The 12,763-nt window shown below is 63.4% G+C and carries 10 protein-coding genes and 4 pseudogenes; 7 read left to right on the top strand and 7 right to left on the bottom strand.

All coding sequences use genetic code 11. The features are described from left to right. The 6 genes and pseudogenes from G7066_RS14300 to G7066_RS14275 all read right to left on the bottom strand — a co-directional run bounded on the left by G7066_RS14300 (position 1) and on the right by G7066_RS14275 (position 5,208). A complete protein-coding gene (locus G7066_RS14300) occupies positions 1-990 on the bottom strand; it encodes a siderophore-interacting protein (RefSeq protein WP_166331691.1) in 990 nt (329 codons plus the stop codon). Then, positions 980-1,779 (bottom strand): annotated as a pseudogene (locus tag G7066_RS14295) (ABC transporter ATP-binding protein). Before G7066_RS14295 ends, G7066_RS14300 begins: the two are co-directional and overlap by 11 nt. Next, positions 1,776-2,852: a FecCD family ABC transporter permease gene (locus tag G7066_RS14290; protein WP_166331690.1), complete on the bottom strand. Its 1,077-nt coding sequence runs from the start codon at positions 2,850-2,852 to the stop codon at positions 1,776-1,778. The pseudogene G7066_RS14295 and the gene G7066_RS14290 overlap by 4 nt, the downstream one beginning before the upstream one ends. Next, positions 2,849-3,894: pseudogene (locus G7066_RS14285) on the bottom strand (FecCD family ABC transporter permease). Before G7066_RS14285 ends, G7066_RS14290 begins: the two are co-directional and overlap by 4 nt. Continuing rightward, on the bottom strand, positions 3,891-4,919 hold the full coding sequence (locus G7066_RS14280; protein WP_166331689.1) for an iron-siderophore ABC transporter substrate-binding protein: 1,029 nt from the start codon (positions 4,917-4,919) through the stop codon (positions 3,891-3,893). The pseudogene G7066_RS14285 and the gene G7066_RS14280 overlap by 4 nt, the downstream one beginning before the upstream one ends. Before the next feature lie 112 nt (positions 4,920-5,031). After that, positions 5,032-5,208 carry a hypothetical protein gene (locus G7066_RS14275; protein WP_166331688.1) on the bottom strand — a complete coding sequence of 59 codons (177 nt, stop codon included), beginning with the start codon at positions 5,206-5,208 and terminating at the stop codon, positions 5,032-5,034. Between the two features lie 193 nt (positions 5,209-5,401). Between G7066_RS14275 and G7066_RS14270 the strand changes: the two genes are divergently transcribed. Further along, positions 5,402-5,923 carry a nucleoside deaminase gene (locus tag G7066_RS14270; protein ID WP_205881462.1) on the top strand — a complete coding sequence of 174 codons (522 nt, stop codon included), beginning with the start codon at positions 5,402-5,404 and terminating at the stop codon, positions 5,921-5,923. Further along, a complete protein-coding gene (gene codB, locus G7066_RS14265) occupies positions 5,920-7,224 on the top strand; it encodes a cytosine permease (protein WP_244303051.1) in 1,305 nt (434 codons plus the stop codon). Before G7066_RS14270 ends, codB begins: the two co-directional genes overlap by 4 nt. Positions 7,225-7,360: 136 nt before the next feature. Here codB and G7066_RS14260 read toward each other — a convergent pair. Continuing rightward, positions 7,361-8,436 (bottom strand): annotated as a pseudogene (locus G7066_RS14260) (threonine aldolase family protein). A 130-nt stretch (positions 8,437-8,566) separates the two neighbouring features. On the opposite strand from G7066_RS14260, the gene G7066_RS14255 reads away from it, so the two are divergent. The 5 genes and pseudogenes from G7066_RS14255 to G7066_RS14235 all read left to right on the top strand — a co-directional run bounded on the left by G7066_RS14255 (position 8,567) and on the right by G7066_RS14235 (position 12,658). Continuing rightward, positions 8,567-9,454: an ABC transporter ATP-binding protein gene (locus tag G7066_RS14255; RefSeq protein ID WP_166331687.1), complete on the top strand. Its 888-nt coding sequence runs from the start codon at positions 8,567-8,569 to the stop codon at positions 9,452-9,454. After that, positions 9,451-10,304 (top strand): annotated as a pseudogene (locus G7066_RS14250) (ABC transporter permease). The gene G7066_RS14255 and the pseudogene G7066_RS14250 overlap by 4 nt, the downstream one beginning before the upstream one ends. A gap of 35 nt (positions 10,305-10,339) precedes the next feature. After that, on the top strand, positions 10,340-11,656 hold the full coding sequence (locus G7066_RS14245; protein WP_166331686.1) for a sensor histidine kinase: 1,317 nt from the start codon (positions 10,340-10,342) through the stop codon (positions 11,654-11,656). Further along, positions 11,653-12,276 (top strand): response regulator, encoded by a 624-nt coding sequence (locus tag G7066_RS14240; protein WP_166331685.1) that lies wholly within the window; start codon positions 11,653-11,655, stop codon positions 12,274-12,276. The genes G7066_RS14245 and G7066_RS14240 overlap by 4 nt, the downstream gene beginning before the upstream one ends. A 25-nt stretch (positions 12,277-12,301) precedes the next feature. After that, positions 12,302-12,658: a hypothetical protein gene (locus G7066_RS14235; protein WP_166331684.1), complete on the top strand. Its 357-nt coding sequence runs from the start codon at positions 12,302-12,304 to the stop codon at positions 12,656-12,658. Positions 12,659-12,763: the final 105 nt, after the last annotated feature.

The raw sequence follows: 12,763 nt of genomic DNA, 5'->3' as shown, positions 1-12,763 counted from the left end.
CTAACCCTTCATAGCAACACCCTGCCGCCAGTAGCCCATAAAGGCCACCTGCGCCCGGGCGATGCCGAGGTCTTTGACGAGGTGCCTGCGCAGTGTGGTGACCACGCGGCTCTCGCCCGCGATCCAGTAGTAGCAGTCGGCGTCGCGGTTCTCATCGGCGCCGCCCTCTGCAACGATCTCTTCGCCGGAGGCTGAAAACCCCGGCGTCTCCCACACCAGGTTCTCGGTGCCGTCGTCGGCGATGTGCACGTGCGACTGCGCGCCCAGGTGGCCGAGCACTCGCGGGATCAGCTCGGCGCCGTGACTACTGGCCGAGCGCGGCAGCCAGTGCACCTCAACCCCCGAGGGCACCCGAATATCGAGCACATCGGAGGGGCTGGGAACCTCGATGAACGCGACCCCTTTGGTCGCAGGGTCTACGTCTTCCAGGATGCGCGCAATAGCGGGGGCCGCCGTCTCGTCGCCGGCAAGCAAGATCGTCTTCGCTGATCCCGGATCGAACTCAATACCACCACCATCGAACCGCCCGCGGCGAGGACCCACCAGCAGCAGCTCGTCGCCGACCTTCGCCTGGCTCGCCCAGAGCGAGGCGGGCCCAGTTTTTCCGGGGGCGAGATGCAGCACAAAGTCGATGATGAGTCGCGTGTGACCGCCGATCACCTGCAGCTCGCGGATCGAATACGTGCGCATTGCTCCGCGCCTGGTTGACGGCACGGCGAGCCAGGCCTGGTACCAGTCGCCGCCCGCTCCCACGATGTCGGGGAGAGTGCCGTGGTCACTCGGAAAGATGAGCTTGACCCGCTGGTCGAGGGTTTTGCCGGGGGTGCCGACCCCGTTGATGCCGGGGCCCACGAAGTGCACCCGCACGAAGTTGGGGCATGGGTGCTCAACCAGATCCACTCGGGCGGTGACCACGGTAAAGGGCGCCTCTAGCGCTGTGTCCGAGGAGTCTGCCTTCTCGATTACCGTTTCCTGCGACTCACTCAGCATGGTGTCTCCCGACCGGAATAACGAGCGGCGTGCCAGACACGGGATCCGGAATCACCCGACTCTCTAAACCAAACACGTCGCGCACCAGCTCGGGGGTGAGGATCGCTCCGGGCGATCCCACTGCCTGCACCGCGCCGTCGCGCAGCGCAACGAGCACGTCGGCGTACCTGGCCGCGAGATTGAGGTCGTGCAGCACCATGACGATCGTCGTGCCGCGATCGCGATTGAGATCGGTGAGCAGGTCGAGCACCTCGATCTGGTGGGCGACGTCCAAGAACGTCGTCGGCTCGTCGAGCAGCAGCACACTCGTCTCTTGTGCGAGCGCCATCGCGATCCACACCCGCTGCCGCTGCCCGCCAGAGAGCTCGTCGACGGGGCGATCCGCGAACTCGCTCATGCCGGTTGCCTCAAGTGCCGAGGCCACCACCTCGTAGTCGCGGGGACTCCAAGAGCTCAGCAGTCCCTGGTGGGGGTGGCGACCGCGGCCCACCAGGTCGGCAACGGCGATGCCCTCCGGCGCGATCGGGCTCTGCGGCAGCAGGCCGAGCACACGAGCGAGTTTTTTCGAGGGGTATCTTGCAGGGCAACGCCGTCGAGCAACACCTGCCCCGATCGCGGGCGCAGTAGGCGCGCGAGCGCTCGCAGCAGGGTTGACTTACCGCAGCCGTTGGCCCCCACGATCGCGGTGATGGCACCCGGCTCGATATTGAGCGAGAAGTCCTCAACGATCATGCGGTCGCCGTAGCTGAGCGTGACAGACTCCGCCGCCAGTTGGTGAGTGAGAGTCATCGTTTGCTTCCGGTGCGGTTCATGCGAATAAGAAGTAGGAGCAGGTAGGGGGCGCCCAGCACACCCGTAATCACGCCAACAGGGTATCTCGTGTCGACAAGAAACTGCCCCGCAAAGTCAGAGGCGATAACGAGCAGCGCACCCACACACCCCGCTGGAAACAGCAGCGAACCGCTCGAGCCCACCAGGCGTGCCGCGATCGGGCCAGCCATAAAGGCTACAAACGCGATGGGTCCGGTGGCGGCGGTCGCAAACGCGAGCAACACAACGGCTGCCAGGATCAGGGCGATGCGTGTCAACTGCACCGGCACACCCAGGCCGCGGGCGGTGTCGTCGCCCAAACGAAGCGTGCCGAGGCTGGAACTGCCGAGCATGAGCAGGGGAACACAGACGGCGCACGCGAGCAGAAGTGGCAGCACCCGCTCCCAGCTCGCCCCGTTGAGGCTGCCTGAGAGCCACTGCATGGCCGATTGAATGTTCCAGTCAGACGCGCGAGACAGCACGTACGAGGTAACGCTGTGCAGCATCGCGCCGATCCCGATGCCAATCAAAATGAAGCGGATGCCCGAGAATCCGCCCTGGTGCGACAGCAGTGCGATCGCCCCGGCCGTGACGAGTGCGCCGAGCAGAGCTAGAAACGAAACCGCGGTTTCGTTGAGTGAGAGTGTGACGACACCGATGACCGCCGCGGCGCTGGCACCAGCCGAGATGCCGATGACGTCGGGGGAGGCGAGCGGGTTGCGCAGCATGGTCTGAAAGGTCGAGCCAGCAGCACCGAAGGCGAATCCGGCTAGCACACCGAGCACCATGCGCGGGAGCCGCAGCTCTCCGATGGTGAAGGAGGCCCCGGGCACCGTGTCTCCCATGAGCACCGAGAGCGCGTCCGCGGGGCTATAGACCGTGCGGCCCAGCAACAGGGTGGCCGAGCACACCACAAGCGTGATGGTGACGAGCGTGAGCGTGATGAGCGTGCGGCTGCGCTGGCGCTGGCGGCGACCTTTGAGAACGCGAGTGGCCGCGGCGGACGGTGCCGCAGGGTTTTGGGCGCTGGGGCTGCGTTCACTCGTGCTCATAACTCACGCACCTTTTGCCGACGCACGATCCAGATAAAGAACGGTGCACCCAGCAGCGCCACGACGATGCCCACCTCAATCTCTGCCGGGCGGGCAACGATGCGCCCGAGAACATCGGCTGCCAGCAGCAGCGCCGCGCCGACGATCGCTGAGAACGGGAGCAGCCAGCGGTGATCCGGACCCACCAACAGGCGGCACAGGTGCGGGATCACGAGCCCAACGAACCCGATGGGACCAGCAATCGCCGTGGCTGCACCGCACAAAATCACGGCCCCGAGCGACGACACGAGGCGCGCGCGGCCGACCCGCACGCCGAGACCCACAGCGAGACTGTCACCCAGTGCGAGCGAGTTGAGGCTGCGTGCGCTGAGGAGGCACACGAGGGTACCGACGCCGAGCAGCGGCAGCACCGCGGCGATGCTCTCCCAATTGGCGCCACCCACGCTGCCAATGATCCAAAACTGGAAGGTGCGCAGCAGATCAACCCGGGGCAGCATGATCGCGCTGGTGAGCGAAATAAATGCAGCGGAGGTGGCCGCACCCGCGAGCGCCAGCCGCAGCGGGGTCGCGCCGCTCCTACCGACCGAACCGATGGAGTAGACGAAGACGGCTGCGAGGGCGGCACCCACGATCGCCACCGCCATGAAGCTCATCGGCTGAGTCAGACCAAAAAAGCTGATGCCAACAACAACCGCCAGCGATGCCCCGCTCGACACCCCAGTAAGCCGGGGTCTGCGAGAGGGTTGCGCGTGACGCCCTGCATGACCGCGCCCGACATCGCGAGCGCTGCCCCCACGAGCAGGGCGAGAACGGTGCGCGGGATCCGCTTCGCGACTGCCGCCTCGCCAATTGAATCGTGAGATCCCTGCAGAGCAGAAACAACATCTGAGAAAGTCACCTCGCGCGCACCGAGCACCACCGAAGCAACGATCAGCACCACAACGAGCGCTACTCCGCAGCCGATCCACATACTTTTGTGTAGCGCGGAGCGGCGCAGCCGGTCAGTTTGGGGCGATGCGCTCGGTGGGCTCAGCAGCGTCACGCCGCGGGGATGGCGCTCGCGAGCACCGCGAAGTAGTCGTCGATGCCCCAGCCGATCGAGAGTGGTGACGGGTTCGCGGAGGCTGCGAGCGGCGTCGCGTCTGGCAGGATCGCGATCAGTCCCTTTTTGACCGCGGGAATCTGCGAGAGCAGCGGGTCGGCCTGTACCTGCTTGATCAGATCGCTGTCGGGATCGCCGTAGGTTACGAGTATGTCGACGTCGTCGAAGCTGTCGGCCGATTCTGCACTGACCTCCGTGTAGAACGCGTCGGTTTTGGCGGAGGCTTCTTCGACCGCCTTTGGCTGAGGCAGGCCGAGGCTCGCGAGAAAGCCGGGACGGGTGTCATGTGCCGTGTAGAACCCGATCTTCGAGAAGTCGGAGGGATCAAGGAACGTGAACAGCACTCTCTTATCTTTGAGGGTGGCGTGCGCGTTGAGGGCGGTGTCGATCTCACCTTGGAGTTTTTCGATCAATTCCTTTGCTGCGGCGTCTTTGCCGAGCGCCTTGGCGTTGATGGTGATCATGTCTTCAAGCGAGGTGCCCCAGGGAACGTCGGGGTAAGCGACTACCGGAGCAATCTTCGAGAGTGTGGTGTACTCCTCTTTGGTGAGGCCTGAGTAGGCGGCGAGGATCACATCGGGTTGAGTGTCGGCGACGGCCTCAAAGTCGATGCCATCGGTCTCGTCGAAGAGCACGGGGGTCTTGGCCCCAAGATCTTTGAGCTTGTCTTCAACCCAGGGCAGCACGCCGTTGTCATTGTCGTCGCCCCAGGTCGCCTTTGCCATGCCGACCGGCACGATGCCTAGCGCGAGTGGCACCTCGTGGTTTGCCCAGGCGACGGTCGCGACTCGCTCCGGCTTCTTCTTAATGACGGTCTCACCGTAGGCGTGTTTGATGGTGACGGGGAATCCTGCGTCTGAGGGTGTGCTGCCCGTCTGGTCTTTACCGCTGCTTGGTGCGCAGGCGGCGAGAGACGCGGCAAGAATGACGGCGACGGCAACGCCGAAGATTCGGGAGGTGCGCAAGCGAGTTCCTTAGGGTTGGGTGGGCCGCGTGAGCCGAGAAGTTCTCACTTGAGCACCTCGTCACACGTTAGTAAGGCTAGCCTAAGTTAGGAGTGGTTGCTGGCGCAAGCGCTTAGGCGTTCCGAGCGCACGAGCGCAGAGTGAGAAGGCGTGCGCCGAAAATCGCGAGGATCATCGTGGTGGGCACTGTGACCGCCGTTGCGAGACCGAGGGGCGTGTCAGTCAAACCGGCAACCGCCATGCTCGACCCCATGCCGAGTCCAATGCCTGCGCCGGTCATGGTGCTCATGATTGTCGGGGAGATGAACTGCTTCGTGGCGGTGGCGGTGGCGGTGGCGGTCTGGGGAGAGTTTGTGTTGTGCCTGATTCGAATCTAGGGTCCAAGCGTATTCTTAACCATCCGCCAGACGAATGATGTTTTTGCGAGGGCTCCCTCGTGAGGGAGGGAGCCCAGAAGGCGGAGCCGCGATACGATTGAGTTCATGCCCTTGAGCCCAACGTTGAACACCGCGGATCGTAAGTTTCTGGACCTCGCCATCGAGCAGGCCCAACTGGGCTGGGACGAGGGCGGAGTGCCGATCGGGGCGGCTCTCGTGCGCCACGGCGCCGATGGTGACGAGGTGCTCGCTGTCGGACGCAATCGTCGCGTGCAGATGGGTAGCGTGATCCGCCACGGCGAGACCGACTGCCTCGAGCGGGCTGGCCGCCTGCCCGCGAGCGTCTACCGCGAGTGCACGCTCTACACAACACTCTCTCCCTGCACCATGTGCGCGGGCACCGCGATCCTGTACGAGATCCCGCGCATCGTGATCGGCGAAAACCGCAGCTTCGAGGCATCGGAAGAGTGGTTGCGCTCAAAGGGAACCGAGCTCGTCATCGCCGACGATGCCGTGTGCATCGCGCTGATGGACCGCATGATGAGCGAGCGGCCAGAAGTGTGGGCCGAAGACATCGGTGTTGAGGCGAGTGAGCTCAGTGCTGGTGCGAGCGAGCTCGGCGCGTGAGCGCGGAGTCTGCGGTGCGCGCCGCTGATCCCGAATCGCCCTCTGAGGTCATAGACTCCGATTACCCGGTCACACCCGTGCCGCAGCACGCGCGCAAGGGCGCGTTTTCGCTTATGGTGGTGCTGCTCGGTTTTACCGTGTTTACGCCAACGATGCTCGCGGGCTCGGCGCTGGGCGAGGCGTTTGGGCTGAGCGACCTGGTGCTCGTGATTGCGGTCGGATCACTCGTGCTCGGCACCTACGTTGCGTTTTTGGGGTGGATCGGCGCCCGCACTGGCCTCACGACCGTGGTGATGGCCCGCTACACGCTCGGCACACGGGGGTCTAAGCTCGCCTCGATCCTGCTTGGTGGTACACAGATCGGCTGGTACGGCGTTGTGATCGGCATGATCGGTGAGCTTACCGCGCAGGCGTTTGGGTGGGAGACCTACGCCGCGAAGGCTGCTGTAATGGTTGGCGTCAGTGCCCTCATGTGCGCGACGGCCTGCTACGGGTACCGCGGCATGTACTGGGTGTCGCTCGTGTCGACACCCCTCATTCTCATCTTGGCGTTCTGGGTGATGTTCCGCTCGCTCGATGAGGTCGGCGGTTGGGTCGGCCTCGCGGCGATCCAACCCGGTGGACAGATGACTTTTGCCGTCGCCATCACCACCGTCGTTGGTACGTTTGTGTCGGCGGGCACGCAGGCCCCCAATTGGACACGCTTCGGTCGCACCGGGCGGCAGGCCGTGTGGGCGTGCCTGATCGGCTTCCTCATTGGCAACGCACTCATGATCTTCTTTGGTGCCATCGGCGCCATCACCTTTGGCGAGGGCGACTTTGTGCTGGTGCTCTACCAGCTCGGGCTCGTCGGCTGGGGACTGTTCTTGTTGTTCGGAAACCTCTGGAAGTCGAACGCCGATACTGCGTATGCGTTTGGTGTCGCGGGTGCCGAGCTGTTCGAGAAGCCCAGCAAGACTCGCTTTGTGATCATCGGATCCGTCATCGGCACTGTGCTCGCGCTCGTCGGGGTGCACGAGCATCTGCCCCAATATCTCGGTCTGCTGGGCACCTTCATTCCGCCGCTCGGTGGTGTCATTATCGGCGACTACCTTGCGCGCTGGCGACGCACGCAGATGCCGGTCGGCGAGATTCTGCCTCGTTTCAACCTTGTCAACCTGGGTGTCTATGTCTTGGCGTGCGCGCTGGCCTGGTTCGCGGGTCAGCTCGGCGTCGGGATCCCTCCGGTCATCGGAATCGTGACGGCCTTGGTGCTGTCGGTGCTGCTGGAACGCCTGTCACCGCGCAAGGTATCTGCCTAGCCGGCCCATCAACCGCACCCCACCGCACCCCACCAATCCGGTGTAGCCATATTGCGAGTTCGCCTCGCGCCAACTAGCAATATGGACGCACTCGATTACGAATGCGCATGCTGTAGAGGTGGAGATAGGGGCAAGATCAGCCCGCGAGCGTCGCGATCAGACCGTCGACGTCTTCGGGCGTTGTGTCGAAGGCGCACATGAGGCGGCGCACGTGTTCGCCCGAGGGCCAGTCGGCGAAGGCGTACTGCGCGCGGGCCCGCTCTGCGATCTTCGGTGGGATCACCGCAAACACCGCGTTCGACTCGACAGGATAGGCGATCCGCACCCCGTCTGCCGCACCGCTCGCAATCAGTGCCTCAATGCCAGTTGCGAGACGTGCTGCCATCGTGTTTGCGTGCAACGCCGACTTGCGCCACAGCTCGCCCTCGTACAGGGCGATCAACTGCGCCGAGATAAAACGCATCTTAGAGGAGAGCTGCAGGTTAATTTTGCGCAGAAACGGAATGCCTGGGGCGGATCCGGGGCGAAGCACCACAACGGCTTCTGCGCCCATCAGGCCGTTTTTGGTGCCGCCGAGGCTGAGTAGATCGACTCCAACATTGCTGGTGATGTCTGCGAGTGAACACCCCAGATAGGCCGCCGCGTTGCCGAGCCTCGAGCCGTCGACGTGCAGCAGCATGCCGTGTTCGTGGGCGTAGTCGGCGAGTGCGCGGATCTCGTCTGGTGTGTAGCAGGTGCCAACTTCGGTGACCTGTGAGATCGAAACCGCGAGGGGCTGTGCACGATGCTCACTGCCCCAACCCCAGGCCTCGCGCGCAACAAGTTCGGGAGTGAGTTTGCCGTTGGGGGTCTGCACGGGCAACAGCTTCAGGCCGCCGGTTTTCTCGGGGCTCCGGTCTCGTCGAGGTTGATGTGTGCGGTCTGTGCGCAGATTACGGCGCCCCAGCGCGGCAGTGCCGCCTGCAGTGCGAGTACGTTAGCCCCCGTGCCGTTGAACACCGGAAACGCCTCGGTGTCTTCGCCAAAGAGACGCTTTGCGAGTTCGTCGAAGCTCGCGGTCCAGGCGTCGCCGCCGTAGGCGGGGGCGTGGTCTACGTTGGCGGCTGCAAGTGCCGCCATGACCTCGGGATGGACGCCAGCCCAGTTATCTGAACCGAAGGCTCGTGAAACGGGCGCTGGGGCAAGTTCGGGCAGCGTGTTTGGCTGGTTCATGCCTCTAAGCATAGAACGGGCGAGGTTCGAGGTGAGTAGCGACAAGGTGCCGCCATCCACCGACCGGTGGATGCGAAGATCCTTCCACCGGAGGCTGTCGCCGCACTGCGAAGCGCGGGATGCTTTATGTATGACAATAACAACCAACACTGAGGCTGTCGTGCGCGTGCGCGGCCTCAAAAAACACTACGGCGAGCGAGAGATTCTTCGCGGGGTCGACCTCGACATTGCGGCGGGCGAAACCTACGCGCTGCTCGGCCCGAACGGAGCTGGCAAGAGCACGACTATCGAGATTCTTGAGGGGCTGCGTCGCCGCGACTCGGGTGAGGTGATGGTGCTCGGTGAGGATCCGCTGATCGCTCCCCGCAAATGGAAATCGAGGCTCGGGTTCGTGTCGCAGGGCACGGGCGACTTCGGCCCGAACACTCCGCGCGAACTGCTGCGTCACTTTGCCACGATCTACCCAAACCCGCGCAATGTAGACGAAGTGCTTGACCTCGTCGGGCTCACCGCGCAGGCGGGCTTGCGCGCCAACAAGATGTCGGGTGGCCAGCAGCGACGCCTCGACGTTGCGCTTGGGATCGTCGGACGGCCCGAGATGCTGTTTCTTGATGAGCCGACGACCGGCTTTGATCCCGAAGCCCGCCACCAATTCTGGGACATGCTGCGTGGTCTTGCGAGCGACGGCACCGCGATCCTGCTCACCACGCACTACCTCGATGAGGCGGCGCAGCTCGCCAACCGGGTTGGTGTGCTGACGGGCGGCAGGATTGTGGCTGAGGCTCCTCCCGCGGAACTGGGTGGCCCTGAGGCGAGGACTCCGCTCGTGAGTTGGGTCGACAATGCCGGTGAGCAGCGTGAGCAGCGCACTGACGAGCCCGCGCGCTTGGTCGCCGAGCTGGTGGCCGCGAGTGGCGGGACTGAACCGAGAAACCTTGAGGTGAAGCGCCCGGTTCTTGAAGACATTTACCTCGACCTGATCGCGCAAGACGCGGCACTCGAAGGAGTAAACGCATGACCACCATCGCACCCGCCCGCGAAGTTCAGGCACTCAAGTTGCCAGGCATTTTGCGCTCAGCACTCTCGGCCGCCCGTATGGAACTTCGTGGCTATTTCCGCACCTCTGACACGGTATTTTTCACGTTCCTATTTCCCATCCTGATGCTCGGAATCTTCGGCGTCGCCTTCGAATCGCAGGGCGAGGTTGGGGCGCTGCCTGATGGTACCGGTGGCATCGGCATGGCGGCCTACTACCTGCCGGGTATGGTCGCGGCGGGTATTCTGCTCTCTGGCCTACAGAACCTCGCGATCGACATTGCCCGAGAAAAGAGTGAGGGCTGGCTGCGCAGGCTCGGCGGAACACCGTTGTCGCCCGTCAGCTACTTCCTGGGCAAGGCCGGGCAGATCCTGGTGACGTCGATGCTGCAGCTCGCGCTGCTGTTAGCCTTTGCGCACTTCGCGCTCGGGGTTGAACTGCCGAATGACCCCGCGCTGTGGCTGCGCTTCAGCTGGATCTTTGTGCTCGGTATCGTCACCATGACTCTGCTCGGGATCGCGCTGTCTGCACTACCCCGTTCGTCGCGTAGCGCGACGGCGGTCGTGATTCCGATCGTGCTGATTCTGCAGTTTGTGTCGGGCGTGTACCTGCAGTTCTCAATGCTGCCAGAGTGGCTGCAGAATATCGCTGGCATCTTTCCTCTGAAGTGGCTTGCCCAGGGCATGCGCTCGGTATTCTTGCCGGATCACTTTGCTTCGCAAGAAGCGGGGGATCGTGGGATCTCGGCCTGGTAGCGCTGAACCTGGGCATCTGGCTCGTGGTTGGGCTCGTGGTGAGCCTACTGACGTTCCGGTGGCAGCGGCGGTCGTAGCCGTAGCTGTCGGTGGCGTATGGAAGGGTTAAACCATGAGTAACACGGCATCTGGCGCTGACATTACGTTGGCTGACGGCGATACCCATCAGCGTTGGCCAACTCGGTGGTGGGACCTGGGCGTCGTTGTCGGGTTGGGTGTGATGATGGTGCCCGGCTCAATTGGAGCCGTCGACTGGGGAACCGCAGACACCACGGCCGGGGTGAACAATGCGACGATCTCAATCGGTGTGATTCTTGCGTTTGCACTGCTTTATCTCACCCTGGGTAGGGCGGCTGTTAGGCGCACAACGCTTGCCTGTCCAGAGCCACCGTTGCCACGAGACCTGGTGTTTTTGGTGCTGTGGATTCTGTTGCTTGGTGCTGCCGCCACCGTGAATCCAAGCTTCGCAACCGTGCAATTTTTGGCCTATCCGATGGTGTGGTCGATCCTGGAGCAGTATCGCCAAGCAGTGGTGGCTTGTGCGGTACTTTCAACCTTGGTGGGAATTGGCTCCGCTGTCTCATACGTGCGACTCGGCGTGCCAAATGCTCTTTGGGTCGCGGTGGGAGTTGGTGTTGCCTCATTTGTGTTTGCGGTTGTCATGGGCACCTGGATTACTCGAATCTATGAGCGCGGCGAGGCCCAGCGTCGACTCGCAGAGAAGCTGCAGGCTACCCAGCACGAGGTTGCCGTGCTCTCGAAAGAGGCCGGCGTTTCTGCAGAGCGCGAGAGGCTCTCCCGCGAACTGCACGACACGCTCACCCAGACCCTCACAGGTCTCGTCATGTTGAGCGAGCAGGCGGAGCGTGCGCTTTCCGCGGGCGACGCGGGGTTGGTGCAGGATCGGCTGAGCCGTGTGCACTCCGCGGCGCTTGAGTCGCTGACCGAGGCCAGAGCCCTGGTCGCCACTACCCAACCCCTCGGTGATGGTGGTCTTGAAGCCGCGATTGAGCGAGTGGCGGCACGATTGCGCGCCGATACTGGTCTTGACGTTGTGTGCTCGCTCGAAATCCTGCCCCTCGACCGTGAGCAGCAGGTGATCCTGCTTCGTGCTGTGCAGGAGGGGCTCGCGAACGCACGAAAGCACGCGCGGGCCACTGCCGTTCGGGTGGTGCTCGATAGTGAGGTAGGCGCTCATGGCGGGCACGTTGCGATGCTGCGGGTTGAAGACAACGGCGTTGGTCCTGGCCAGGGGACGTCAGGCGCCTTGGGGTTTGGCCTCACCGGGCTGGGAGATCGTCTGCGTGCGGCCGGAGGCGAGGTGCGATTTGGTGCGGGGGTGCGGGGTGGCGCCACACTTGAGGTTAGGTTGCCGTTCGTTGCTGTTCTCGGGACCGATGGCGTCGCCGACAAAGGAGGATTACTGTGATTCGGGTGTTGGTTGTCGACGATCATCCCATTGTGCGTGCAGGAATCGTTGGGCTGCTCGACACTGAATCTGATGTTGAGGTGGTGGGTGAGGCTGCCTCTGGCGAGGAAGCGGTCTCCCTGGCGACTGAGCTTGAACCCGCTGTTGTGCTCATGGATCTCCGCATGCCCGGCATTGGCGGTGTAGAGGCGACCGGCAGAATCGTCCGGCTTGATGGACCGCGGGTACTGGTGTTCACGACCTACGAAGACGACGACCAAATTCTCGCCGCGATTGAGGCTGGTGCGAGTGGCTACCTCGTGAAGGCGGCTCCAGCTGAAGAGCTTGCCGCAGGGGTGCGCGCGGTTGCTGCTGGCCAGACGGTGCTGGCGCCCTCGATCGCGGCGCAGTTGGTGGCGCGGGCCTCAACCCCGCGCAAGGCAGCGCCCGAGCTGACCCCGCGCGAACACGAGATCCTCGCTCTCGTCGCGGCGGGCCTCAGCAACCCGGCGATTGCGGAGCGCCTGTTTATTGGTGAATCGACCGTTAAAACGCACCTGATCCACGTCTTTGAAAAGCTCAATGTGGGTGACCGCACTCGCGCGGTGACCCGCGCGATGGAGCTTGGGATCCTGAACTAGTACCCGAGTGCTGGTTAGATTGAGTGTGGCAGAGAGCGGCTGGTTCGTGAACGAGGGCCGTTTTGAGCGGGCAAAACGACGTGTTTTTATCAGGCCGGTCGCAGTCGTCGCCCTTGGGCGCATGCTCGCTTCTTGTGCACCGATGCCTCGGCAGCTCGCTCAAGTGCGAGAACATGAGGCGCAGGCCTTGAGGAGCGCAGCGGAGGTGCAGCCGGTCGAGGTAATTGCGGGGCTGTCTGAACCGTTGCGCGCCGTGATTCCAGACGGAGCAGTGTTTGGGTCCCCTGAACTCGACGCCAAGTTCTCGACGGACGGGTATTCCTCGCGCGTGTACTTGATTGATGGCGCGGACTCGCTTGTGCTCATGACTGTTTTTCAGTGAGGTGACTGGGCCGCATGAAGCTGCGCTATCACTTAGAGAAGGAGATGGCCCCCATGCGGGAGAGCTTCGTGCGAAATGCTCCTTTTTAGTGCTAATTCCTTCCTA

The sequence above is a fragment of the Leucobacter coleopterorum genome (assembly GCF_011382985.1).
Lineage (GTDB): Bacteria > Actinomycetota > Actinomycetes > Actinomycetales > Microbacteriaceae > Leucobacter > Leucobacter coleopterorum.
This window is presented reverse-complemented; position numbering and strand designations above follow the sequence as displayed.